We start from the raw sequence: 25,437 nt of genomic DNA on the forward strand, positions 1-25,437 counted from the left end.
TCAAATCATTAAAATATGGTTACGGCAAAGGTATAAAACATATGATATTAATAATCAAATGTAATATTATAATGTTTTAAAAAGTTCCCTGAATGAAAATTCTAAGCTCAATTGGACGTTTAAACAGTTTTTCCTGACGTTCTTTTAAATCATCAAATCTGATATGGTCGTTATAGAGCCAGTAAACCGACTGTCCGCGTTTTTTGTTAAGCCCTTCTGCTTCCAACCTGACCTTATAATCACTAAAGACTGTCTTTTCAGCATAGAGTTTGATATTTGGCGCCGGGTTATTCGGCCAGTAATAATCAATATAATATCGGGCATAATCACTTCTGGCCGTATATTCAAATCCGTAAGTAAATTTGATTTCCGGCAAGTCATGGCGGAAATTAACACTCCAGGTATGATCTGACTCCCGGTCAAAATTTCTCTCAAGACCGGTGAACTGATCAGTGGTGCGGCGTCTTTCGAATGTATAATTCGCACTCAGCGTTGCATTAGGCACACCGATAAAGCCAAGGCGAAGGTTTCCTTTAACCTTGGCACCATAGGCATTGGCTTTCGGGATATTGCCTTCCTTGGCGGAATAGCCTTCCCCGGTAACATCAACATAGGTACGTAAAGCCAAGTCAGGTGGCAGCGCGAAGAATTCGTCCGCAGTTATCGGATCAAAATTAAAGTCCACATAATTGGTGAAATCAACCGTTTCGATATGATCGGTATATTTGCGGTAAAAAACCTCAGCTTCAAAAGACCCGGCATCATTGGGCAGGCGATGTTCATAGGTAAAGGCAAAATCCCATGTCTGCTCAGGGCGGATCTGTGTATTTCCGGGTTTCAGTTTTTGTTCCATTTGATCAAATCGTGTAACAAAATTATTGAAATCAAGCTGGCTGACCTTTTTCTCGGCAAGCAGTCTGATCTGATCACGTTCCGTTACGTCATAGCGGAGATTAAAACGGGGTTTAATATAAGTAAAACTCGTATCGCGCCTGTCAATTGCGCCACCGGTGAGAATATTGTCAGCAACAATTTTTGAAAATTCCGTTGTGATCGAGCTTTGCAGCACTATTGCCGAAGAAATGTTGTAGCTATGGTTTGCAAATACCTCGTATCTGTTTTCCTTGATTTTAACATTGTCGCTGGTGGATAATATTAGATCGCTTGCGGCATCTGCGCGTTCGGAACTGTCGAATGTTTTGTTGAATTTATTAATGGCTGCCTCGCCGCCAATTTCTATTGATTGAGCAGAGGTTATCCCTTTTGTGATGGAGCCACGGAAGATTTTTTCAGACTGATAAAGATTGGTATCGTCCTTGGTATATTCATTTTTTTCTGTGCCTGTCCCCTTAAATCGGTCAACCAGATAATCTTCAGTATTTTTATTGATGACGAAGAGTGATTTCAAGCTGCCGAGAACACCAAGAGACCTGGTATAATCGCCACCGACTTCCCATTTATCAGCATCGCGGTCAGTGCTCCATAATACAGGGCGCAATGTGTCACTCGTTTTATCGCGGACCTCATCACCTTTTTGTCCGCCCGGCTCATAAAGCCCATTCAGCCGCAGTCGGCCACCATCTTCAAATTCATAGGACAGGTTTGTGTTAAAGGCATCGGAAAAGCGGTTGGAACCGTTATCAATATACTGCGTGGCTTTATGAACGCCTTGTGGGTCATAAAATTCCTCAGTTGAATCAATATAAAAATAATTATTTTTATGTTCATAGCTAAACGTATAATCAAGGTTTCCGGCAGAGCCGGTGTGGGAAACCAAAAATTCGGGAACCAGTTTATGACCTTGTGTCCATTCGCCCTTGACCTGCCAGAAAGTGGTTGAGGTGGATGCCCCTTCCATCATGACGATGTTGATCACCAGTCCCTGGCTTTGAACATCAAGACCGCTGGCAGCCCCACGGATCAGTTCAATATGGGCGACTTGCGACGCTGAAATACGGGAGAGTGTATCATTGATATTATTGGCTTTACCGGCCAGTCTTTTACCGTCCATAAGGATCTGATCCCCACCGGAACCAAACCCGCGCTGACCGCCCCCACCTGTTCTTTGGGCCTGTCTTGCCTGTTGCTCGTTCTGGCTTAAGATTTCCGGAACACCGGGAACTGCCTGCAGCATATCAAGAAGGGTGACAGGGGAAAACGTTTCGAAATAGGCTTTGTCATAAATGACAACAGAACTATCTGTGGCTGCCTCTTCTGCAGAAAAAGCTGTTGATACCCAGCTTGCCATAGCGGTTGTGAGTAATAGCGTCGCAACAAGTCTTTTATTCATTAATCTATATTTCGATAATTTTATAAAAATTGATTGGTTTTGATATATCCAAATCAAACCAAATTAGCAAATGTTATATCATTGCTGTATTAATTATTTCTTTAGATCAACTGATTTTATGTCAGAAAGTTCCCTGAATTGAAATTTCTATCTCTCTCGGGACTGTGGTTCTTTTGTCAATACGCTCATCCAGCTCATTAAACCTGATATGGTCAATATAATTATATTGCGTGGAATATCCGCGTTTTCCTGTAAGTTGCTTGGCTTCAGCACGCAGTTTAATTCCTTTTAAAATATTATATTCCACAAATACACTTAATGACGCCTGTGGGCTAAAGGGCCAATAATAATAAATGTCATTGGTGGCTGCATCGCTTTCAAAAACAGCACGCCCGCCATATGACAGCCCGATATCCGTCATGTCATGACGATAGTTTAGATCCCATCTGTGCAGGGATGTACGCTGAAATGGGCGATCCTCAAGTGTGAACGGGTCAACGACATTGCTTTTTTCATAAGTATAGGTTCCCGAAAAGACGGCATCCGGCAATCCGACTAGTCCAAGGCGCAGGCTTCCCTTGACATTAACGCCATACGAGGTCGCCTTATCAACATTTCCGGATTTTGAAATAAAGTCTGAACCGCTGTCCACAATGTAATCACGCAATGCCATATCCGGCGGCAGACTGAAAAAGGCTTCCCGTTCAATCGCATTATGGGCAAAATCAAGATATTCTGTAAAATCCACCAACGTGATCTTGTCTTTATAATGCCGGTAAAAGCCTTCAAACTGTATAGAGCCACCATCATTATTAAACCTGTGCTCATAAGCGGCCAGAAATTCCCATAACTGCTCAGGGCGGATATTGGTGTTACCAAACTGGTATTTTTCTGCCCTCTGGTCATAGCGGGTGACGAAATTATTAAAATCAAGCTGGCTTACTTTTTTCTCAACAGTGCCGCGCAGCTGATCCTGGGAAGTCAAATCATAGCGCAGATTTACCCTTGGTTTAAAATAGGTAAAGCTGGTATCACGGCGACTGATGCTGTTATCCGGAAAAATATTATCGGCAACAATTTTTGAAAATTCAGTCGTCAGGGTGCTTTGCAGTACAATTGTGCTTGAAATATTATAGGTATGATTGGCAAAAACCTCGTAACGGTTTTCGCTGATTTCCACATTATCCTGCGCTTCCACTTCAAAGGGGTCTGTCGCCAGATCACGGGTTTCGCTGTTAAAGCGCTTATCAAAACTATTAATGGCCGCTTCCCCGCCCACTTCCAGTGTCTGGTTTGACGTAATATTATTGGTCAGCGAAGCTCTGAAGATTTTTTCCTGCTTAAGCTCATGGACATTTTCAATTGTATAGGTAAATGGCGATGTGTCCCTGTTTTTTGATCGGTCATAAAGCTGGTCTTCCGTTCTGTGATTAACGACAAATAGGGCCTTCAAACGTCCCAGAAACCCAAGACTTCTGGTATAATCGCCGCCGACTTCCCAGGCTTTCTGATCTTCATCACGGTACCAGAGTATATTTTCCAGCACATCCCCGGTTCTGATACGGTCTTCATTATTTTTCTGATTTTGCGTGCTCCATAACCCGTTCAGGCGTAGCACAGAATTATCCTCAAAATTATAAGTAAGATTACTGTTTAGTTTCCATCCCCGTTGATGAAAAGCCATATCGACAAGCCTGTCACTGGTAAAAACATCAGACGGATTATAAAAGCGTTCATCACGGGTGAAGAAGCCATTATTGCTGGTCCGCTCGCCACTGAATGTATAATCAAGTCTGCCGGCAGACCCGCTATGCGAGATGAGTGCCTCAAGACCGGGTGAATGGCCCTGCTTTGTTTCCGATGTCAGTTTCCAGAATGTGGTTGAGGTGGATGCTCCTTCAGCAAGGACAATATTAATAACCAGCCCCTGACTTTGAACGTCAAGCCCGCTGGCCGCACCGCGGATCAGTTCAATTTTCTGGACGTTCTCAGCCGATATCCGGCCCAATGTGTCGTTAATATTATTGCTTTTCCCGGCAAGCCTTTTTCCATCAATCAATATCTGATCACCACCGGAGCCAAAACCCCGCTCGCCCTGGTTCTGTGCGCCGCCATTCCCGCCGCCTCCACCACGTTGCTGGCGGTTTGCATTTAAAATTTCCGGGGCACCCGGCACTCTTTGCAACATATCCAGCAGAGTAACCGGCTCATACTGAATAAAAAATTCTTTATCATAGGTGACAATTGATGCGTCACCATCTTCAACTATTTCCTGTGCCGCAAAAGACGGGTTAATAAGGAAGGAACCAACGGCAGTTGAGATCAGTAAAATATTAAAATAGGTTTTAAGTGGATTTAGTTTCTTTTGGCGTTCATTTCGACACGTCATTTGGTTCCGTTCCCTGGTCATTTTGTATTTTTTATTTTAGTTATAAATATTATCAAAGGGCTACCACAACTTATTTGTAATAACATTTTTGTTATCGGCAGAAACAAATACGGGATGCTCACATAAATTCCCATGAATAAGCATCACCAGTAATGATAATAATTATTATTTTCCTCAATGATACGGTGTAACAGATAAAAACCATGCGAAAAATCGGCAGAAATCGACAGAAATCGAAACCGGCGTCTAATTTACACGGATCATTTGAAGGATTAGGCTTAAATATTCCCTTTTAAATTCGCTTTTCTCATATTAGTGTAAATTCTTAAAAATAAAAAAGAGGATGTCATGAAAAGATCAGTTTTAAACTCATTTCGATTTGCCGCATTGTTCTTTATAGCAATGGCTTCAAGTTCCGTTGCCCGCGAGTTGTCGGAAATGGAGCTTGACGGTTTTGTCAAAGCGGCCATGAACAAATTTAACGTCCCCGGCATTGCCGTTGGTGTTGTCCAGGATAATGAGATTAAACTGCTGAAAGGATATGGCGTCCGGGAAATTGGAAAGCCCGCCCCGGTTGATGGCGACACGATGTATGCCATTGCCTCAAACAGCAAGGCCTTTACCGCTGCGGCCCTGGCCATTCTGGTTGATGATGGGGTTCTTCACTGGGATGATAAGGTGATCGATTTTCTGCCGGATTTCAGAATGATGGATCCCTGGATTACCGCCGATTTTACGATCCGTGACCTGCTCACCCACAGAAGCGGTATGGGGCTTGGGGCCGGTGATCTGATGTTCTGGCCGACAACTGAGCGTACACGGGCGGAAATTATCCGTAATGTCCGGTATCTGAAAATGGTCACTGGCTTTCGAAGTGCCTATGCCTATGATAATACACTTTATGTGGTTGCTGGTGAGGTGATTGCCGCCGCATCCGGCATGTCCTATGAACAATTTGTCCAGACAAGGATCATGAACCAGCTGGCAATCGGGAATGGTTGCCGGGCCGATATTACGACAATTACCGATAAGGATAATGTTGCCACGCCCCATACATCGGTGGATGGCAAGCTGCAGATTGCATCAAGACTGAATGAACCGGGTCAGCCAATGGTCATTGCCGCTGCCGGTGGTATTCAGTGCAGTGCCCGTGACATGCTTAAATGGATGAATGTACATCTTCATAATGGTGCCGGGCTTATGTCCAAGGCACAACATGATGAAATGTGGTCCCCCCAAACCATACAGCCGGTCAGTATGAGTGATCATAACTGGTTTGGAACCAATTTTGCGGCCTATGGCCTTGGGTTTCGTCTGAAAGATTATTATGGCTATAAACAGGTTTCCCATACGGGTGGATTGCTGGGTATGGTGACTTATGAAGTCATGATACCGGAAAAAAATCTTGGTGTTGTTGTCCTGACCAATCAGGAAAACGGCTACGCCATGCGGGCCATCATGGAAAATATTATGCAGGTGTATCTGGATCAGGGCGATATTGACTGGACAGAGCGCTATGCACAAATTGAAGAGAGGGAAATTGAAAAAGCGGACTCGGAAGTGGCAAAAGACGAAGCAGAAGCGGACGCAAAAGCTTTGCTACCGCTATCCGATTATGTCGGGCTATATCGTGATCCCTGGTTCGGCGATGTCCGTATCAGTATAAAGGATGGCGGTCTTTATTTCACGGCAATGCGTTCAAGAAAACTGAAAGGGCCGTTAAGTGCATTTAAATTCAATACATTTAAGGCAATCTGGGAAGACAGAAGCTTCAAGGCTGATGCTTACGCCATGTTCAGCACAGATTTTGAAGGACGGGTCAATGGACTTAAAATGAAGGCCATTTCCCCCCTGACGGATTTCAGTTATGACTTCCATGATCTTGATTTTACCAAGGTAGAGGACTGATTATTTCCGTTTAAGCGGCAGATCAATCCAGAAGGTTGTGCCCATTCCGGGCTGACTTTCATAGCCGATTGTGCCGCCCATGGCTTCCACAAGCCCCTTTACAATCGCCAGACCGGTACCGGTTCCTTCTATTGCGCTGTCATCATTGCCGGCGCGGTTAAAAGGTTTAAACACCATGTCACGATGTTGTTCCGATATGCCGCGTCCCTCATCTTTTATGCTGATACGAACTGTATTTTTAGTCAGCATAAAACCATTGAGCCATATACTTGCATGGTCCTCACCATATTTACGGGCATTATCAACCAGCGCCAGCAGGCTTTGTTCAATCCAGTCGGAATTTACCGACAGATAAGCTTTCGGATCAAGGTCAGTAAAATCATCAATCAGAAAAAGTCTACAGTTAAACTTTTCAATATGTTTTTGAAGAACCGCCCCTTTTTCCTTCAGCAATATTTCCGGGCTTATCGGTTCCAGTTTTTTGCTTAAATTACCGGCTTCGATTTTGCTTAACGATAAAAGATCATTAATCAGATTAAGCAGCCTTTTGCCGCCAAAATGGATATTTTCGGCAAATGATTTTTGCTTTTCATTTAAGGGTCCGATTAGTTCCATTTTCAGGGCTTCCGAAAAGCCGAGAATAATGTTAAGTGGCGTTCTGAGTTCATGGCTCATATTGGTGAGGAAAATGGACTTTGATTTGTTCGCCACATTGGTTTCACGGACTGCCTCTGTCATGGCATTTTTAATGACTATACTGCGATGATTTTCCCGCTCAAGCTGGGACCTGATCCGGCCAAGGATTAACAGAAACAGCGTAATAATGACAAAAATCTGAACAAAATAAATTGGCGTGGCACTTAAGCCAAAAAGAAAATTGTTTTCCGGTTCTTTTCTGAGAAGCAAATAGACCCAGATGCCATAAATACCCAGATTAATTGCCATGAGTACCATGAAAAAATAGCGTTCCAGAAAATAAATATGTTTGTTGAGTTTCAATATGGCATATCCCGAAACCAGAAGAGCAACACTATTATAGGCCATCGTAATGATACGGCATAAATCATCGGAAAATTCCAGAACCGTGCCCGCCGCATTTATAATCAGGCAACTTAAGAACAAGGCAAAAATGAACAGACGGTTATAGCGAATAGAGGCAAATTCCAGACAGCCCTTCATCAGCGCAAGATAGGAAAAGCTGCTGATCACATCAAAAATATAAATATAGGCAAGGTTATTTCTGATGTCGGGGAATGTTGAAAAAATGGTATCAACAGTGAGAAGCACCGAAAATACGCACCACCAGGTTCTGGCCTTGTTACGGGCATCCTGTGACCATAAAAGCACCATTAGAACGCTCAGCACCAAAAGAATTACCGAACTGATCAACTGTATTGTATTTAAATCCAGATTTGCCATGGCTCTAACTTATCGGTAATTGATGTTGTTTTGATTTTGGAATATCGATCCAGAACACGGATCCCTCACCCACAGTGCTGATAAAATCAATATTTCCCTGCATTTCATGAATGAGTTTTCTGGCTATGGAAAGCCCGACCCCGATCCCTTCTATGTTGGATTTTTCATTGCCAGCCCGGTTGAATGGCTTGAATATATTCTCATACTGTTCCGGGGCGATCCCTTTACCGCTGTCTTTTACGCTGACCCTGAAATATTGCTCATCATGGTCGGTAATGGATAGAATAACATCGCTGTCGGGATTGCCGTATTTAACGGCGTTTGAGACAAAATTAATCAATATCTGCTTGGTGCGGATCTGGTCAATATAGACTGCACAGGACTTTCCGCTTTCAATAATTTCATTGTTGATTTTAAGCCTGTCACTCTCCGCTCCAACAATTTCCCGAAGAAGCGGCAATGTCTTTTCAATCAGAAGGTTAAGATTGACCTCTTCCAGCATGATATCTATTTTTCCTTCTTCAATACTGGAAAGATCAAGCAGATCGGTGGTCAGCTTCAGGAGAAGTTCGCCCCCGCCATGAATATTATTGACATATTCGCGTTGTTTGGCACTTAGTTCACCATAATACCTGAGTTTGAGGCTTTCCGAAAAGCCGATAATGGCATTGAGCGGCGTTCTGAGCTCATGGGACATATTGGTCAGGAACTTGGTTTTTTCGTCATTGGCATCCTGCGCCTTTTTAAGGGTTCTCTCCAGCTCCTCTTCAAGCAACTTATGGTCTCGGCTTTCTTCACGAAGCTGACTTCTTCTTCTGGCAATTGTCAGGATAATAAGGCCAACGGTGGTAAAAATATGACTTAAATAAATTAGCGTCAGGCTGAGCATAATATATAAGCCATAGTCGCGATTGCTGAATTCAAAATTGATTAATATCCAGAATGAAAATACCGCGACTTGCGTACTTACCCAGAAAATGGTGAAGAATTTTTCAAGGGCATATTTGGCATTGGGCAGCCTGAATAAGACCAGAATGGATGATACAATCGGGATAAGATCGAATACCACCACCAGCATTGTCCGCTCCGGCAGGTCGGCATTAATTGAATACTGATAGCTGCAGATCAGCACAAACAGGGTCAGATACCCGCCAATCAGCTTCCAGTTTACCGGCTGACTGATAAATTTGAGACAGCCAATCATCAGGAATGTATCGGACAGAACTGCCGCCAGATTGCCAACATAGATAAAAAAATGATCATCATAATTAACGGAATCAGACCCTATCAGGCTATAGACAAGACGAAATAGCGGGAAAGCACACCACCAGATGATCCCGTCAATATCCTTATTTTGCCACCAGAAAATTGACAGCAGAATAAATAAAATAGCATAAAAGGCGCTGCTTACACTGGTCAGTGTTGCAACGTTAATCATTAAATTCATATTTTTTATTACTCAAAAAATTACGCTAAATACTGACATTGTGTCTTTAACTTATAGGTATTGAACGTATATCTCTATCTAACAATCCTTTTACCGTGTTCGGCTGACCATCGCCAGCCATTTTTGCTCGTGTAGCGGCAAATTGGGAGGCCGGTAATAATGATGTACAAGCTCAAACCCGGCATTATCCAAATATTGTATCGCGGCATCATACTGCATAAAATGACCGTATCGTCCCGGATTCTGCCACCCTTCCTGGTCACCTCGCGGGTTTGATGTAAATAAAATTCCGCCGGGGCGCAGCGCGCGGTGAAGGTCGGTCAGCACCTTATGCAGATTACGGCTTGGTACATGAAACATCGAGGCATTGGCAAAAACACCGTCAAAGCTGTTTTCTTCCAGTTTAAGATCATTAAAGGACTGCTCAAGCACCGGACAACCGGTAAGCTCCCGTGCCATCTGGCAAAATTCGGCCGTGCCATCCAGGCCAACAGGATTATGGCCCAGTGATTTGAAATAAAGCACGTCACGACCCGGCCCACAGCCAAAATCAAGAATATCCAGACCTTTTTTATCCCCAAAGGGCGCGAGAAAGGCTTCATAATTCTGTGTCACATCATGGTCTTTGGTTCTGTCCCAGAAATCATGGGCTTTTGAGCCATAATCTTTAAAGGTAATATCCTCAATTTCTTTAATATGATCGTCCATTTTCTTAATCTTTTACTTTAATGATTATTTTTAATTCATTGGTTTTAAATGAATTATTATATCTTTATTATCTGAAATTTTATCTTTTGAATAATACATGGGGAAATAGTCCCCCTTATTCCAGTTTTCATATAAATCCGCATAATGTTTGCTGCGCGGATCAGCGGACTGGCCAGGTGTATTGGTGCCCATGGCCCCGTCCCAGTCGGCAGTATCGACAATCATGCGAAAGCTGGCACCCGAAGTTTGCCGGCTGTTGCCATGGTTGGCGTTCAGTGTATTGCTGCCGCCGCCCCTTGGCAGGCGCGGGATATCTGCCCTCTCCCGTTCTTCCGCACTCAAAAGATGACTGAGCGGATGATTTATTTCCGCATAATGAAGGCTGCCATAAAGCCATTTATCCATATCAGGACCGAGCTTCTCACTCAGTTTGGCAACGGCCATTTCCATGCTTTCCCTGATCAGCTGATCGCGTGTTTTTGCCGGATTATCCCCAAACACAAAGTCGGGAGGGTTCACCATCCACTCGGTCAGTTTTTCACGTGTGATCATGGACACATTTACCGCCTGCTCTTCCGGTACAAGCCGCTGATAAACCTGTGCTAGCATAGTCTGCTCCCAGATATCGAATATAGCGGCGGCAATACTGTTCCGGTCAAGCCGGTGGTCCCAGTTTGCCAGTTCTTTCTGCGCGTCACGCGATTTACCGGACATTCTGACCTTGCCAATGATCGGGGTCATTTTTTCCGCATTCATTGATTTGGTATCATATTGCAGGGCCATACTGTCCTGAACCGTCTGATCCGTTGCCGCGTCCAGTACTTCAGCCATACGTTCTGCCCGGGCCGGGTCCGAATAAAAATCGGAAAAGATGTTCGGATATCCGGCCGGAACATTATGATTATTGGCAGTGCCATACCATCCGGCGACCGGGTTGGTAATATGGGGCATTTGTTTGATCGGCACATAACCATCCCATTCGTATGTGCCATCACCGGGGATTGGCAGACTACCGTCCCAGCCAAATCGCATCGGGGTCAGCCCAACGGACTGCCAGCCAATGGTGCCTTCCCTGTCGGCCCAGACCATATTTTCACCGGGAAGTCCGGAAAAACTACAGGCTTCCCTGAATTCGCGGAAATTCTGTGCCTGGTCCATCCTAAGGCTGGCAAGATACGGTGTCGCCCCGACATCAAGCCAGGCGGCCTTAAGGCCGTATGCCAGATGATTTACCGTGTCCTCAAAAATGACCGGGCCATGTTTTGAATATTTAAGGGTGGCGGTTACGTCAGCCTGGCCTTTAACAGGGATGGTTGTTTGCTCCGTTTCCATAGAAACCCATTTGTCATCATACCAATACTGGTTCGGGTTATCCGGATTGGTTTTATAAACATATAAATCCTCCTGATCGATCCGAAAAATGGTGAGCCCCCAGGCGCCATATTCATTATGGCCGATCGAAACCCCGGGCAGCACCGGTTCACCGCCACCGATCACGTTCCAGCCGCGCTTGCCGTCCTTTTCCGGGGCATTAAGATGCACCATATAGCGAAGCGACGGGTTCTGGATTGTCCGGTGCGGATCATTGGCCATGATCGGTTTACCGCTTTTGGTGCGCCTTCCGGCAATGACCCAATTGTTGCTGCCGATATTATTGATGCCCTCAATCGGGTCATGCCAGAAATTTTCATCGAATAATTGCGGCTGGGCGTCAATAAAGGCCATTTGAGGGTTTTTAAGGTCGCTCTGGTCAAACACAGGCTCGCTGCGCGACGCAATGTAGCTTGCCATAATATCCGACGTGATTTTGGAAAGATCAACCCCTTCAAACGGTTTAAGATAGGTATCCCGGTAAAAGGGCATAATGTCCCGCACTTTTTCACCGCCAAGGGCTGTTATTGCTTTGGCCAGCATAATTTCACTTGAAATACCGCCGGTCAGCGCATTATGGCGGGAAATCACAATTTCCGGTGTCCAGCGGCCGGGTTTGATGCCGAGCAGATTAAATTCAAACGGCAGCAGATCGGGGTTTTTCTCCGTCTCACCGATATAGGCATTAACCCCGGCAACAAAGGCATTGATAATTTCGACGCTGTCAGGATGGTAATGGGCAAGCTCGGCTTTTAAATCACCGCGAAAGCGCAGCAGTCTTGCCCCCTCGTCATGGGCAAGTGCCTTTTCCCCCATAATTTCGGCCAGTGTTCCTGTCGCTTTACGGCGCCATATTTCAAACTGGAACAACCGGTCACGGGCAGCGTTAAACCCTTGGGCAAAAAATAAATCGGCCTGGTTCTGCGCATATATATGGGAAATACCCCATTTATCCTTGATGATCTCAACCGGTTCGCTCAGCCCCGATATGGTGACAGACTGGTTTTCCTGTGCCGCCACCATTGAGGTTGAAATAAGCAGAACAATTCCAATTAACACTTTGCGCATAAATCTCTCCCTTTAATTACCGGCGTAGTTTAAGGTTTATATCGCAGAATTGAAAGACGGTTTTATATGTCTGGTTGCATTTTTCGAAAAAGATCATTTATTTCATCGGCCAGATGATCCACGGTTTCTTCACCATACCCGGAATGGACATAGGCAACTTTCCCCAGATGATCAACAATAATTATATGTGGAATTGCTTCAATGCCGAAGGTTTTTTTCCCAATGCTTCCCTTGTTATCATGGCTAAAGGTCAGATGGACATCCCCCGCCGCCTTGACGAATTTGCGGAATATCCGTTTGGGTTCACCAAAATTCACTGCAATCACAGCCAGTCGTTCCTTCCCGGCCAGCCTTTGCAGATTATCTATGATCGGAAGTTCCTTACGGCATGGGGGACACCAGGTTGCCCAAAAACTTATGACTATAATTTTGCCCTGATAATCACTTGAATTTATTTTATTGCCGTCAATGTCGGCCCCCAGAGACTCCGGAATTGCATCGCCAATCTTCAGATTGCCGACAATGTCTTCAGCATGGGCAGAATTCGTTACAAAAACAACTAACAGAATGGAAATCAGAAAGCGCATATCATCCCCCTTAATGGTCCTTTTTATTGATCGTACTGACTTCGCGCAATCCTGTCAATAATGACCAAGTTTCCTAAACCCTATCAGAATTTCAGGAATTGATAATTTACAGCAAGGGGAAATCGACGTAGGATCAGAAAAGACCAATTAAATAAGGACGCGCATGACAAAACAGAAAAAACTTGCCGGAAAATGTTTATGCGGGGCGGTCAATTATGCTGTGGATGATAATTTTGAATATGCCATGAACTGTCATTGTTCAAACTGTCGGCGATCCACCGGGTCGGCCTTCAAATCCTTTGCCGGGATCAGGAAAGAGCATCTGAAACTGGTGAAGGGCGGGGAAAATATCCTGAAATACGGTGATGATTTGAATTATGATATTCACTGTGGCACTTGCGGATCATTGCTTTATTCCATGGTGCGGGATGGCGAATATGCCCATGTCACCATGGGCACACTTGTTGATACACCGTCAATCAAACCGCAGATGCATATATTCGTCGGCTCAAAAGCACCGTGGTTTGAGATCACAGACGACCTCCCCCAATTTGACCAGCTGCCGGAATAGCAAAAGTCCTAAATCCTAGAACCGCTTACTGACCCGGCCATAGACCATCCGCTGTCTCGGGTCATGGACTTTGGTATCAAACCCGGCATTGGTATTAAGCCGCGGGATGTCCTTATCAAATAGATTGATCACACCCAGTGTAAACTGCATCGGTGCCTCGTCCGGATCACCCCAGATATAGCTATACTGAAGATCAAATGTGGTATAGCTGGAAACGTCCACATTATTCTGGTCATCCTGATAGCTGCCGATATAGCGCATGAAGAGATTGACATGGTGATGATCAGTGCTGTAGCCGACATTGAAATTTGACCGCCATTTCGGCAGTGAGCGGGCAAAATTGGTGAAATTGCGGCTTCCCGCCCCTTCGAAGCTGTTGCCGGCTTGATCAACGCCGTCATAGTTAAAGACAACGGTAGTTTCGACCCCGGCATGGAGCGTTGCATTATTCGCGTCCAGCGGAAATTCAAGATTGGCCGTCAAATCCACACCATCCGTTTTAACCGACGGCGCATTGATGATATTGGTATAGATGTGATAAAGCGTTGTCGGGTCCATCGGGTCGGAAAATTCCAGCTGGGAATAAGCAGCCATATCACCATTAAGGGCGCGGTTTACCACGGACTGCGAATTTTCCTGCGTGATAAGATTGCTGAAATCATAGCGCCAGTAATCGACCCCGAAGCTGAGCATATCAACCGGTTCCCAGGTAAAGCCGATATTGATCACATCGGATGTTTCCGGTTTTAACTGCGCATTGCCGATGGAGGTTACAGGCAGAAATGTCGAACTGCTGCCAAGGGTAATTTCATTAAGGGCCGTCTGAACCCCGTATGTGTTATAAAGCGACGGTGCCCTGAATGTGGTGCTGTATGACGCCCGGGCCGAGAACATATCATTCGGCCGCCACAGCACGGAAACCTTCGGATCAAAACTGTCCACGCCATCACCATAGCTTTCGTATCTGGCTGCGAGCTGGACATCAACCGTGTCATCAAGCGGCACGGCAAGTTCCGCAAATCCGGCAATGACATCACGGTTTCCGCCATAATCAGGACCACCATAAAGGAACATCAGCGTGCCGCCGTCAAAGGGCGCCAGTGGCGTTCCGGCAAAAACGCCGCCATTGCTGCCATCACCATTATCCCCGGTTGGACCGTTATAGTCGCTGCTCCAGTCATAATTCATGGTTGAGCGGCGGTACTGGCCGCCGATGGCAACTTGAACCGGGTTACCGTTAATTTGGGCCACCTCCCCGGTCACATGGGCGTCATAGGTAAAGAGATCGGTTTTCCCGGCGACGGTTGCATCGCCGGTTATGGCGTCAATCACTGCCTGACTATTGGGATAATCTGTCCATGCGGTGCCAAACGGGTTAAAGCTGCCGTTGGTCAGCGCGGTTATATATTCGTTTCGCTTGACGTCCTGAACATTTAAGCCAAATGTATTTTTGCTGTATGTGGCCGATGTTTCCCATGTCCAGCTTTCATTTATATCCCCGTCCAGGGTTGAAGCAATGCGGAAGGTTTCATTATCATGGTTGGAAACAAACGGTGCACCATTATCACCCAGCACCCGACCGACAAATAATATTGTTGAAAGGCCAAGGCTTTGGACTAGTGGCTGAACCTCCGCCGGGACATTGGGCAGCACGCCGCCCATGCCGTCACCGACCAGAACCGGCACGGGTGACGCTATCGGAAATGCCGGAGCATTATTTCGCTTGGCTTTATTATTGGCATAGCCCGCTTCCACATATAAATGGGCAGTATCATTTATGTCCGTATCAAAGCTGGCAAATAGCTGATGCCGCTTTTCTTCCGGCACCAGATCATAATAGCCGTCAAACTGAAAACCGCAGCTGCCGACATCCAGTGTATAGGGTCCAACGGGAAGCTGATCCCCGGTCGGGTTCGGAATGGAATTGGCCGCTGTGCCGCAATAGGGGTCAATGATAGGCAGGATCGGAAATGTGGCCCCACCCCCGCCGGGGACAGGAATCTGGTTACGGAAAACCAGTGTGCCCGGTTGCCCTGACCCGGAAATGCCGGTGCCTGCTGTCAGTTCCGCACGGTCACTGGCACTCAGGCTGCTTCTGCTCATGAAACTGCCGGCAATAACAAAATGACCGTTATCGCCGACTTCCGTTCCCCAGATGGCGGAAATATCAAAATCATGCTGATTATCCGCCGTTGTCTGCATATAGCCCGCGTCCATTTCAAGACCGGTGAAATTTTTTCGGGAAATGAAATTGACCACACCGGAAACCGCATCGGTCCCGTAAATTGCGGAACCGCCGTCCTTTAATGTTTCTACGCGCTGAACCATAATCATCGGCATCAGGGAATTGGTATCAACAAAGGTTGACCCGTCATCCGCATAGGAAGCCGACAGGGTCTGCCGTTTGCCGTTAATCAGGACCAGTGTTGAGCCAAGCCCGAGGTTGCGAAGATTGATATTTCCCGTGCCGGTGCTGAAATTCTGGGTAAAGGCATCGGTATTGATCTCCGCCCCGGCGTTAAAAGTCATATTGCGGGAAATATCAGCGAGACTGTTAAGCCCCTGCACACTCAGATCATCACGGGTGACAACGTTGAGTGGTGATGGTGAATTTTCCTGGGTCTTTCCGCCAATATAGGACCCGGTGACGACAAGAACATCTGTGTCTCCGGCGTCCTGTGCCTGTGCTATACTATTGAGTGGCGAAAAAGCAGCAACTGTAAGAAGCGCTGTGGAAAGTTTTAATAAACCTGAATGAGCCATATCATAACTCCTTAAAATCTATATTTATAAGCTTTAAGGGTATGTCTTAACCAAGTGGAAGTCAATAATTATAGATGTCATGAAACATAAGATTCTCTACTATAACCTGCATAATTTTTTAAAATTCCGCTTACTAAATAAAATTACGGACAAAATTTTTATCACCGCTCAAGAATTTCCCGCTCGTTTATAATATCGCGATTATAGGCTTTTTCCTGGGTGAATTTTTCCGGAAAGCGTGCCTTAAGCTTATTGATATTGGTTGTGGCCACTTCCGGAAAATCGGTCCCCAGCTCACGAAACAGCATGGCCAGATACCACATCAGGTCCCCTGCTTCCTCTTTTAAATTGACCTGGTCGAATTCCCCTGTCTTTGCCGCCTTTAGGAAAGCTTCACTGATTTCCCCCGCTTCGGTGCAGATCCCGTAAATGGCATGGACAATATTGCCGTTTAAATTTGAAATGGAAAAATCATCTACATTTCCGCCCTCAAGCGTGTCGCCTTTACCGTAAAAAAGGCGGCGTTTCTGGTTATCCAGAATTTCACCGGTTTTGGCAAAATCCTCAAAAGTATTTTTGACTTCCTCGTCAGTGACTTTTTCGATGAAATAGGTGTTTGAGGCGGTCCGTGCGCTGTCGGCAAGATAATTTTTCATAATTTTCCCTAAATGATATTTTTGATTTCTTTTTTATAACTTTTCTGTTCAAAAAAACAACATTCGGATACGCGCTTTTTAAAAACTATGTTAGTTTTTTTAAAAAAGGAGAAAAGAATGTCTGACTATGAAGCGGTGATTTCGTGGAAACGTGGAAGCGACGAAAAATATACGGATCAGAAATATAGCCGCGAACATAAATGGGAATTTGAAGGCGGCCTGAGCATTCCTGCCAGTCCATCGCATCATATTGTGCCGCTCCCTTATTCCAACCCGGATTTTATTGATCCTGAGCAGGCTTTTGTCGCCAGTCTTTCAAGCTGTCATATGCTTTTCTTTCTTGATCTTTGCTCACGTGAAGGGTTTGTCGTCGATGATTATACCGATCATGCCGTTGGCACGCTGGAACGCATTGGCCGCAATAAAATGGCCATGACCAAAGTTATCTTAAAACCGGAAGCCCATTATAGCGGGGAAAAACGGCCAACGCCGGAAGACCTTGACCGCATACACCATAAATCCCACGAATTATGCTTTATCGCCAATTCGGTGACGACGGAAATTGTGACCGAAATTATTTCCTAAAGCGCCGCCCGGATCGAGGATAGCGCAATTTCAATATCCCGATCCGTTGTCGCATGGGAAGAAATACTGATGCGGAATCCTCTGCGTCCCTGCCAGGCGGTCGGGCCAAACCATGTTTTGCCGTCCCGCTGCACCGTTTTAATGAACTGATCAAGTTTTGCGTCATCCATTGTTGCCACAACCTGATTAATCACCACATCATTGAGTATTTCAACACCCATTTTTTCGAGTTCGGACGCGAAATATTTTGCATAATCACATGTCCGCTCAATCAGGTCGGCAAAGCCGTCCCGGCCCAGAAATTTGAGCGCCGCCCAGATTTCAATGCCCCGTGCCCGACGGGATAGCTCGGGCGTGTGGTGGTTTGGCTCCCTTGCCGCCCCTTCAACCAGATAAGCGGCTCTGACCCCGAACATATCCTGTAGGCTGCCGGCGTCGCGGCAGATCGAAATAGCACTGTCATGGGGCACATTTAGCCATTTATGGCAGTCCAGTGACCAGCTGTCGGCCCGCTCCATACCATTTGTCAGATGCGCCCTTGTCCGTGAGGCGCGAACCCAGCCGCCAAAAGCCGCATCAACATGGACCCATGCCCCTGTCCCTGCCGCAAGGTCGCAGACGGCATTAAAATCATCATAAGCGCCACTGTTCACATTGCCCGCCTGAAGCAAAATAATGCAGTGATCATCAAGGGGCGGAATTTTATCAACCATAATCCGCCCCTGCTTATCACAGGGGATAAATTCCAGTTCATTTTTTCCGTATCCCATATATTGCAGGGCGATGATATTGGTCGGATGGATTTCTTCCGACATAATGAAGCGGATTTTTGGAGCATTTCTGATCCCGTCTGCCTTAAGGTCATATCCCAGATTTTTATACTGCCTGTTTCGGGCGGCTGATAATGCGGTAAAGCCCGCCATAGTGGCGCCGGTGACAAAGCCAAACCCGCTTTGGTGCGGCAGATCAAGCAGGTCAAGCACCCAGCGTCCTGCCACTTCCTCAATTTTGGCGGCAGTCGGGCTCATGACCATGGGGCCTGCGTTCTGATCCCAACTGGCCGCCAGCCAGTTTGCCGCCACGGCGGCGGGTAATGCGCCACCGGTGACAAACCCATAATAGCGACCGCCACGCGACGAAACGACGCCGGGTTCACCAACTTCATTCAGCATTTTGATGACGGATGTGGCGGCCTCACCGGCCTGACTTAACGGCTCATTGAAACGCTCCAGTGACATAAGCGCATCTTCGTCCGGTGTTACCCGGCGGCTGTCCAGTTTCTCTTCAAACTCTCTCGCGGCACTCACCACATATTCAAATAATTGCTGGTCGAATTTCATCATGCTTTCCTTTTTTTAGATATTTCGACTTTACTGAATTGTGGTGAAATGCCAATATCAAAGACTAGAATTAATAATTTTAAAAATTTGAGCAATCTAAAGGGTCAATCTTGCAGGATCAGTTAAAGGAAAGCGGGCTAAATTTTGCCCAGACTATTTTATTATTTGCCGTACTGGCGTTACCGCAAATCATCGCCAAGATGATGATCAGCACCTATGAACTTACCGAGGTTGGCCCTTATCTTACGATATTCATAGCCATGGTCAGTGTAGGAGTTGTTTTTTACGGAATATTGCTGAACTATCGCTATGAGCTTGTCGGGCGGATTTATGATCTTGTTTATCTTAAATTTCTGATTGTTATCTTTATATTTTTCTTCATCGTTTATGATGGCTATATGGTTTATTTTAACCAGGAAGCCTTTTTCATTCAGCATTCGAGAATTATCCGCCGTGATATCGTCTGGCGTGATGTTCCCTTTGTCGATCTTCCGGATTATGTCGTTTATCCAAATTTCAGCTATGCCTTCCAGTTTTGTCTGTCACTGGTCAGGGGAATATTTGAAATGTTTCTAATTCATACGCTGATGAGCGAGAGAAAAGAACCTGACTTAAAGAAAAAAGTTGCCCAGCGCCAACGGTTAAGATCAAAGTCGGTTGAGGAATTAAAAGCAAACCTGCATCCGTCAATTTTGAAAAAATATGAAAATGACAATGATCAGAAAAAAGACAGGTAACGAAATGATGATGCGGGGTTTTATTTTTATCTGTTTGCTGGTGGTTCAATTCAGCGCAAATGCCCAGACACTGTCACTGACGGAGATAACGGAACAAATCAGAAGTGACGGCAAAATCATAAATGTGGGAAAATCTTTGGCACGCTGGCAACCGCTTTGGGATGCGGCAGATAACAGCAAAGTCAAGGTAAGCCGTGATCTGAAATACGGCCCGGACCCAAAACAGGGGTTTGATATTTATGAACCGGCAAAAATGCCGGATACGCCTGCCCCGATCCTGATATTCCTGCATGGCGGATCGTTTGTGGCCGGAGATAAGGCCATGTATGCCAATGTGGGCTATCATTTTGCCAAACTTGGCATCCCGACAGTGGTAATGACATATCGGCTTGCTCCCGAATATAAATGGCCGACAGGCACCCTTGACCTGGCACTTCAGCTTAAATGGATTAGGGATAATCCGGATAAAATCAAAAGCGGTGATAGATCAAATATATTCCTGTTCGGTCATTCGGCCGGGGCACAGCATGTTGCCAGCTATATATTCGAAGAAGACTACCAGATTGAAAATGACGGCGTCACCGGAGTCATTCTGGCGAGCGGGTCCGTCTATGATACAGATATTCTAAACCATGATGCCGACCCGCAATATTACGATTATTTCGGCCGCGATAATAAGGTTTATGCTGACCGTTCGATTTTAAATAAACTGGACGGGCGGAAAGTGCCGGTCTTTATTTCATATGCAGAATATGACAAGGATAATTTCCAGTATCAGGCATCCCGCCTGATTGATGCGCTTTACCGGAGGGACGGTGAAATGCCGATGGTTAAACAACTGATGGATAATAATCATCTGTCCGAAGTGTTCCATTTTAACACCGGGCCCAGCTTATTTGCCTATGATATCCGCAAATTTATTTTTTCAAAATCCGAGAAAAAACCTTAACCGCCAACCGCATTGATTGCGTCTTTAATGGCGCCTAGGGCAATGTCCAGATCAGCCCGCGTTGTTTCATGGGAAGATATGCTCATCCGGTAAACATCCCGGCCCTGCCAGTGGGTTGGCCCGAACCATGTTTTGCCGCTTGCCGCCACATGATCCATGATCTGTTTTAATCGCTGATCATCATGATCCGCAAGGCAGAAGACAATCTGGTTAATCACCACATCATTCATGATGGTAAAGCCGATTTTTTGAAGCTCTCCCGAAAACCATGTCGCATGGTCACAGCAGCGGTCAATCATTTCGCCGAACCCTTCCCGGCCCAGATGTTTAAGCGCCGCCCAGACATCAATGCCACGGGCACGGCGGGACAGCTCCGGCGTAAAGTTATTGGGAATTCTTTCCCCTTCCGTTGTCAGATAGCTTGCTGATATGGAAAATGTTTCAAGTATTGCTTCACGGTCACGGCATATGGCAATGGCGCTGTCATAGGGCACATTTAGCCATTTATGACAATCAATTGACCAGCTGTCGGCCAGTTCCATTCCTTCCCCCAGATGGGCACGTGTGGGGGAAACCTTTATCCAGCCGCCGAATGCCCCGTCAATATGGACCCATGCGCCGACTTTTCGTGCGCGGGCGCAGATTTCCGGGAAATTATCAAATGCCCCACTATTGATATTGCCCGCCTGGGCCAGAATGATGCAGCTGTTATCAAGTGGCGGCATTTGGTCAAGCCGCATTCTGCCCTGGTCATCCACCGGCACAAACTCAAAATCCTCCGCGCCATAGCCCATATAATTCAGGGCGCGGATATTGGTCGCATGAATATCTTCGCTGATGATAAAGCGGATTTTGGGGGCGCGGCGCACCCCACAGGTTTTAAGATCATAGCCAAGATTTTTATAAATTCTTGTCCGTGCCGATGATAATGCGGTAAAGCCCGCCATCGTCGCCCCGGTGACAAAGCCAACGGCCGTCCCCTGCGGCAGGGATAAAAGCTCAATAATCCATCTTTGGGAGACCTGCTCAAGCTTGGCATTGACATATCCAAGCATGGTCAGGGCCGAATTCTGATCCCAGGTTGAGGTAAGCCAGTCGGCCGCTACAGATACAGGCAATGTCCCACCCACAACAAAGCCGAAAAACCGCCCGCTACGACTTAATGTCGTTGCCGGATTACCCAGTCTTCTTAATTGTCTGATCACATCAAGCGCGTCCGTTTTTCCTGCCGGCATGGCTTCATTAAATTCGACCAGCGCATCAATGGCGTCCTTCGGCGGCACAACAGGACCCGTTTTAAGATTATTCTCAAATTCCCGTGCCGTTTCAATCACACACTTAAACAATTCTTCATCGAAACTCATCCCATACTCCCTGACCGTAAATAGTTCCCACCTCTTTTTTTACGCAAAAAATGGCAGAAGTTCAAACGCTTAAATTTTAAAGTTGACAGTGTCAATTTATCGTTTAAGTTTTCACTGTAAACATGTGATTCTTTATGCTTTACAAATATCTCCCTTCTGCTGTTTCTGATCATGCGGCAGTAAAGGATCGGAGGGTGGGTTTCTCGTTGCCCGCCCTCCATTTTTTTTATTTTTTCTGAATTTTGAGAATTGAATCCGCGGCGGCATGAGCTTCTTTTATTTGGTCCGCTGTCATGTCCGCTTCTATTCTGAGCTGATTGTTGCGGGCATCGGGATTGCCATTTTCGGCCGCCACAAAAAACCATTTAGTGACAAATATTTTATCAAATCCTGTCGGATTTTCCATAACCCGGTTCTGCGCCAGGTAATTCTGCGCTTCAGCGTTGCCTGCATCCGCTGCCATCAGAAAAATAGGTTTCGGCCGTTTTATGGTTTTTTCAACCCCTTCACCAAAATAGTAACGAATGCCGGTATTAAACTGTGCATAGATATTACCGGCATCGGCATATTTTCTGGTCAGGGCAACCCCCTTTGGGGTAATCAGGCGAAACCATTGTCCGGTCCCTGTCCTGAAATGTCCGTTTATTAGCGATGCTGCACTGTCATGTTCTGCCGCCAGAATATAATATTCAAGCGCATAATCATCATTATGACCCAATGCAAAATCATCATTATGAAGTTCCCCCAGAATATAATAGGCATGGGGATAACCAAGATCCGCCGCTTTCAGAAGATGAGTTTGAGCACGGCTGTAGTTTTTTGGAACTCCGTGACCATATCCGTAAAGCTTGCCCAAAGCGACATGCGCCAGCGGATCATCGGCCGCCGCCGCTTTTTCGAACCATTCGCGGGCCAATTCATAATTTATGTCTGTACCCCAGCCATTTTCATATAATTGCCCGACTTTTATCTGGGCATATGTATTGCCCTGCTCGGCCAGTGGCATAAATTCATTCATGGCCCGGCTGTAATCACCCATAAAATAGGCTTCTTTTGCCTGATCAATATCCGCATGAGCAGGTAAGGAACATAAGACCAGCAGCAGGAAATATATGTGCTTCATTTATTGCCCATGATTTTCAAGCCAGCTTCTTGCCATATTTTCCGCTTCATCAATCTCGTCTTCCGTCATTTCAGTTTCAATAAACTGCCTTGCCTGCTGCGCACTCAGATTATCATTTACCAGCGAAATGCTGAACCACATATGGGCCAGAATATAATTTCTGCCCGTACCCTGACCGTTGGCATACATATAGCCCAGATTATTCTGGGCTTCAGGGATATTCTGTTCCGCCGCCTTTTGATACCACTTTAAGGCTTCTTCCTCATTAATGATGACATTCTGCCCTGTTCTGTAAATATTGCCAAGAAAATACTGAGCAATCGGATGACCTTTTTCGGCAGCCCTCAGAAACCATTTTGTCGCTTCCTTGATATTCTGATCAACACCAAGGCCGATATAATACATGGAGCCCAGATCATATTCCGCTGCACGGTAATTCTGATCAGCCGACGTTCTGTACCAGCGCATCGCCTCAGTCAGATCACGTTCTATGCCCTTATCCTGTCGATATAAATTGCCAAGGTTATGCTGCGCTTCAGCATCACCCTGATTGGCGGCCATTTCAAAATATTTAAACGCTTCCGTCACATTCTGATCAACACGGTCCCCGGTATTATACATTTTCCCTATGATGGTCTGTGCCTCCATGACGCCGTTATCAGCGGCATCCCTCATCCAGTCAACGGCCTGACGGCTCCCTACACTGGCATCAAGGCCATCCAGCACACGATTTGCCACCTGATATTCCGCCTGAGGATAGCCATTGGCCGCCGCACTTCTTAAAAGACGGTCGGATTGATCCGCATCCTGCGCCACACCATTGCCATTTTGATAAAATTCGCTGAGTTTATATTGTGCTGCCCCATTATTGGCTTTCGAAGCGGACTGATAATAGTCAAGTGCCTTTATACTGTCACGACTGACCCCAAGCCCGTTTTCTGACATTTCACCCAGATAATAAAGCGCCACACCATTGCCGGATGCTGCCGCACTATCAAAATAAGGCTTTGCCTCAGTATATTTTTTATCAAAATAATAGGCGGTTGCCAATGCAAGTGCTGCACCGGGATAGCCACTGTCAGCGGCTATTTTATAATAGGTTTGCGCCTCCACACTGTTTTTCTCAACACCGGTGCCCTGATCATACATCTGACCAGCCAGAAAGCTTGCTTCCATATTTCCCGCAGCCGCCTGCTCCCGGTAATAATTCAGCGCCGTGGTATAATCCCCCTGGTCATAGGCCAGTCTGGCACTATCCATCGACATGCCGGTAGCGCAGGCCTCAAGCAGGCCACAAAGAAAAACCAAACGAAAGAAAAACAGGATTTTTTTACTCATTTCAATTTCCCTGAAATTAAGGATACTATTTATAAAAACACATACTAAGCACTTATATTCTCATAAAGTGTTAATTTTTGCAAAAATATCTGTCACGAAGGATGATTGGCAATCCATTGATTGGCAAGGGTGATTGCCTGGGTTACGGTATCAACATCCATATCTTTGGTATAGCTATCAAGTAAACTGGCGGCAGGACCATCACCGCGTTCTTTTGCAATATAAAGCCACATGAATGAATACAGATTACTTTGCAGTGTTCCCTGACCCATTTTATACATAACACCAAGACTTCTTTGCGCGGCGGTCATGCCCTGCCCTGCAGCCAGAATATACCAGCTAAACGCCTGTTCATAACTTTGCTCAACGCCGGTCCCCTGATAGAACATCTGACCGATATTAAACTGTGCACCGAAATATCCCTGATCGGCTGATTTTAAAAACCATGACATGGCTTCATCATAATCAACCGGCATTCCTTCACCGTTTTTGGCCATCTGCCCCAGTTCATTCTGGGCAACGGCATGGCCGCCATCTCCGGCTTCTTTATACCATTTTATGGCTGCTGCCAGATCCTGATCAACGGCAAGTGCATTTTTATACATATAGCCGACATTATAGGCGGCATTAATATTGCCATTCTCAGCTTCATCAATAAAAATATCATAGGCGGTTTTATAATCGCCGCTACGATAGGCAATAAGCCCTTCATCGAAACTTTTTTTACTTAACAAGTTCCACGAAATAAAAACAAGCGCAAGCAGAGCGGCAATTTTTAATATCTTGCTCATTTTTCCCCATATTTTTTTTACTCTGCTATGCTA

The 25,437-nt window shown here is 45.9% G+C and carries 19 protein-coding genes; 5 read left to right on the top strand and 14 right to left on the bottom strand.

The window, feature by feature from the left end; all coding sequences use genetic code 11:
• Positions 1 to 76 precede the first annotated feature (76 nt).
• On the bottom strand, positions 77 to 2,290 hold the full coding sequence (locus R3D86_13115) for a TonB-dependent receptor (GenBank protein MEZ5759153.1): 2,214 nt from the start codon (positions 2,288 to 2,290) through the stop codon (positions 77 to 79).
• Positions 2,291 to 2,411: 121 nt separating this feature from the next.
• Positions 2,412 to 4,679: a TonB-dependent receptor gene (locus R3D86_13120; protein ID MEZ5759154.1), complete on the bottom strand. Its 2,268-nt coding sequence runs from the start codon at positions 4,677 to 4,679 to the stop codon at positions 2,412 to 2,414.
• 348 nt (positions 4,680 to 5,027) lie between these two features.
• Here R3D86_13120 and R3D86_13125 point away from each other — a divergent pair, with 348 nt between their 5' ends.
• Positions 5,028 to 6,587, top strand: coding sequence for a serine hydrolase (locus tag R3D86_13125; GenBank protein ID MEZ5759155.1), 1,560 nt, complete (start codon positions 5,028 to 5,030; stop codon positions 6,585 to 6,587).
• On the opposite strand, the gene R3D86_13130 is transcribed toward R3D86_13125, so the two are convergent.
• The 5 genes from R3D86_13130 to R3D86_13150 all read right to left on the bottom strand — a co-directional run bounded on the left by R3D86_13130 (position 6,588) and on the right by R3D86_13150 (position 13,187).
• The gene (locus R3D86_13130) at positions 6,588 to 8,006 is read right to left on the bottom strand and encodes a HAMP domain-containing sensor histidine kinase (protein ID MEZ5759156.1); all 1,419 of its coding nucleotides are present in this window, start codon (positions 8,004 to 8,006) and stop codon (positions 6,588 to 6,590) included. It abuts the gene before it with no gap.
• A gap of 4 nt (positions 8,007 to 8,010) precedes the next feature.
• Positions 8,011 to 9,444 (bottom strand): ATP-binding protein, encoded by a 1,434-nt coding sequence (locus R3D86_13135; protein ID MEZ5759157.1) that lies wholly within the window; start codon positions 9,442 to 9,444, stop codon positions 8,011 to 8,013.
• Positions 9,445 to 9,543: 99 nt separating this feature from the next.
• Positions 9,544 to 10,161 carry a class I SAM-dependent methyltransferase gene (locus R3D86_13140; protein MEZ5759158.1) on the bottom strand — a complete coding sequence of 206 codons (618 nt, stop codon included), beginning with the start codon at positions 10,159 to 10,161 and terminating at the stop codon, positions 9,544 to 9,546.
• Between the two features lie 30 nt (positions 10,162 to 10,191).
• On the bottom strand, positions 10,192 to 12,600 hold the full coding sequence (locus R3D86_13145) for a penicillin acylase family protein (protein ID MEZ5759159.1): 2,409 nt from the start codon (positions 12,598 to 12,600) through the stop codon (positions 10,192 to 10,194).
• A 62-nt stretch (positions 12,601 to 12,662) separates the two neighbouring features.
• Positions 12,663 to 13,187 (bottom strand): TlpA disulfide reductase family protein, encoded by a 525-nt coding sequence (locus R3D86_13150; GenBank protein MEZ5759160.1) that lies wholly within the window; start codon positions 13,185 to 13,187, stop codon positions 12,663 to 12,665.
• Between the two features lie 163 nt (positions 13,188 to 13,350).
• Here R3D86_13150 and R3D86_13155 point away from each other — a divergent pair, with 163 nt between their 5' ends.
• Complete coding sequence (locus R3D86_13155) at positions 13,351 to 13,758, top strand: GFA family protein (GenBank protein MEZ5759161.1); 408 nt, start codon at positions 13,351 to 13,353, stop codon at positions 13,756 to 13,758.
• A 15-nt stretch (positions 13,759 to 13,773) separates the two neighbouring features.
• On the opposite strand, the gene R3D86_13160 is transcribed toward R3D86_13155, so the two are convergent.
• Both R3D86_13160 and R3D86_13165 read right to left on the bottom strand, forming a co-directional pair.
• Complete coding sequence (locus R3D86_13160; protein MEZ5759162.1) at positions 13,774 to 16,521, bottom strand: TonB-dependent receptor; 2,748 nt, start codon at positions 16,519 to 16,521, stop codon at positions 13,774 to 13,776.
• Between the two features lie 161 nt (positions 16,522 to 16,682).
• Complete coding sequence (locus tag R3D86_13165; GenBank protein ID MEZ5759163.1) at positions 16,683 to 17,177, bottom strand: MazG nucleotide pyrophosphohydrolase domain-containing protein; 495 nt, start codon at positions 17,175 to 17,177, stop codon at positions 16,683 to 16,685.
• Between the two features lie 117 nt (positions 17,178 to 17,294).
• Between R3D86_13165 and R3D86_13170 the strand changes: the two genes are divergently transcribed.
• Positions 17,295 to 17,762: an OsmC family protein gene (locus R3D86_13170; GenBank protein ID MEZ5759164.1), complete on the top strand. Its 468-nt coding sequence runs from the start codon at positions 17,295 to 17,297 to the stop codon at positions 17,760 to 17,762.
• Here the strand turns inward: R3D86_13170 and R3D86_13175 are convergent.
• Complete coding sequence (locus R3D86_13175; GenBank protein ID MEZ5759165.1) at positions 17,759 to 19,105, bottom strand: pyridoxal-dependent decarboxylase; 1,347 nt, start codon at positions 19,103 to 19,105, stop codon at positions 17,759 to 17,761. The two genes, R3D86_13170 and R3D86_13175, sit on opposite strands and share 4 nt — an antisense overlap.
• A gap of 107 nt (positions 19,106 to 19,212) precedes the next feature.
• Here R3D86_13175 and R3D86_13180 point away from each other — a divergent pair, with 107 nt between their 5' ends.
• Both R3D86_13180 and R3D86_13185 read left to right on the top strand, forming a co-directional pair.
• On the top strand, positions 19,213 to 19,839 hold the full coding sequence (locus R3D86_13180; protein ID MEZ5759166.1) for a hypothetical protein: 627 nt from the start codon (positions 19,213 to 19,215) through the stop codon (positions 19,837 to 19,839).
• Complete coding sequence (locus tag R3D86_13185; protein ID MEZ5759167.1) at positions 19,817 to 20,788, top strand: alpha/beta hydrolase; 972 nt, start codon at positions 19,817 to 19,819, stop codon at positions 20,786 to 20,788. The genes R3D86_13180 and R3D86_13185 overlap by 23 nt, the downstream gene beginning before the upstream one ends.
• Here the strand turns inward: R3D86_13185 and R3D86_13190 are convergent.
• The 4 genes from R3D86_13190 to R3D86_13205 form a co-directional block, all read right to left on the bottom strand.
• Entirely contained in the window at positions 20,785 to 22,152 is a 1,368-nt protein-coding gene (locus R3D86_13190) for a pyridoxal-dependent decarboxylase (GenBank protein ID MEZ5759168.1), read from the bottom strand. The genes R3D86_13185 and R3D86_13190 overlap by 4 nt on opposite strands.
• 226 nt (positions 22,153 to 22,378) lie before the next feature.
• Positions 22,379 to 23,275: a tetratricopeptide repeat protein gene (locus R3D86_13195; protein ID MEZ5759169.1), complete on the bottom strand. Its 897-nt coding sequence runs from the start codon at positions 23,273 to 23,275 to the stop codon at positions 22,379 to 22,381.
• Positions 23,276 to 24,613 carry a tetratricopeptide repeat protein gene (locus tag R3D86_13200; GenBank protein ID MEZ5759170.1) on the bottom strand — a complete coding sequence of 446 codons (1,338 nt, stop codon included), beginning with the start codon at positions 24,611 to 24,613 and terminating at the stop codon, positions 23,276 to 23,278.
• A gap of 92 nt (positions 24,614 to 24,705) precedes the next feature.
• Positions 24,706 to 25,404, bottom strand: coding sequence for a tetratricopeptide repeat protein (locus R3D86_13205; GenBank protein ID MEZ5759171.1), 699 nt, complete (start codon positions 25,402 to 25,404; stop codon positions 24,706 to 24,708).
• Positions 25,405 to 25,437: the final 33 nt, after the last annotated feature.

It is taken from the genome of Emcibacteraceae bacterium (assembly GCA_041396985.1).
Classification (GTDB): domain Bacteria; phylum Pseudomonadota; class Alphaproteobacteria; order Sphingomonadales; family Emcibacteraceae; genus Pseudemcibacter.

Coding starts and splice junctions, on each gene's coding strand:
- R3D86_13115 (MEZ5759153.1), bottom strand. CDS start 2,290: ATGAATAAAAGACTTGTTGCGACGCTATTACTCACAACCGCTATGGCA.
- R3D86_13120 (MEZ5759154.1), bottom strand. CDS start 4,679: ATGACGTGTCGAAATGAACGCCAAAAGAAACTAAATCCACTTAAAACC.
- R3D86_13125 (MEZ5759155.1), top strand. CDS start 5,028: ATGAAAAGATCAGTTTTAAACTCATTTCGATTTGCCGCATTGTTCTTT.
- R3D86_13130 (MEZ5759156.1), bottom strand. CDS start 8,006: ATGGCAAATCTGGATTTAAATACAATACAGTTGATCAGTTCGGTAATT.
- R3D86_13135 (MEZ5759157.1), bottom strand. CDS start 9,444: ATGATTAACGTTGCAACACTGACCAGTGTAAGCAGCGCCTTTTATGCT.
- R3D86_13140 (MEZ5759158.1), bottom strand. CDS start 10,161: ATGGACGATCATATTAAAGAAATTGAGGATATTACCTTTAAAGATTAT.
- R3D86_13145 (MEZ5759159.1), bottom strand. CDS start 12,600: ATGCGCAAAGTGTTAATTGGAATTGTTCTGCTTATTTCAACCTCAATG.
- R3D86_13150 (MEZ5759160.1), bottom strand. CDS start 13,187: ATGCGCTTTCTGATTTCCATTCTGTTAGTTGTTTTTGTAACGAATTCT.
- R3D86_13155 (MEZ5759161.1), top strand. CDS start 13,351: ATGACAAAACAGAAAAAACTTGCCGGAAAATGTTTATGCGGGGCGGTC.
- R3D86_13160 (MEZ5759162.1), bottom strand. CDS start 16,521: ATGGCTCATTCAGGTTTATTAAAACTTTCCACAGCGCTTCTTACAGTT.
- R3D86_13165 (MEZ5759163.1), bottom strand. CDS start 17,177: ATGAAAAATTATCTTGCCGACAGCGCACGGACCGCCTCAAACACCTAT.
- R3D86_13170 (MEZ5759164.1), top strand. CDS start 17,295: ATGTCTGACTATGAAGCGGTGATTTCGTGGAAACGTGGAAGCGACGAA.
- R3D86_13175 (MEZ5759165.1), bottom strand. CDS start 19,105: ATGATGAAATTCGACCAGCAATTATTTGAATATGTGGTGAGTGCCGCG.
- R3D86_13185 (MEZ5759167.1), top strand. CDS start 19,817: ATGATCAGAAAAAAGACAGGTAACGAAATGATGATGCGGGGTTTTATT.
- R3D86_13190 (MEZ5759168.1), bottom strand. CDS start 22,152: ATGAGTTTCGATGAAGAATTGTTTAAGTGTGTGATTGAAACGGCACGG.
- R3D86_13195 (MEZ5759169.1), bottom strand. CDS start 23,275: ATGAAGCACATATATTTCCTGCTGCTGGTCTTATGTTCCTTACCTGCT.
- R3D86_13200 (MEZ5759170.1), bottom strand. CDS start 24,613: ATGAGTAAAAAAATCCTGTTTTTCTTTCGTTTGGTTTTTCTTTGTGGC.
- R3D86_13205 (MEZ5759171.1), bottom strand. CDS start 25,404: ATGAGCAAGATATTAAAAATTGCCGCTCTGCTTGCGCTTGTTTTTATT.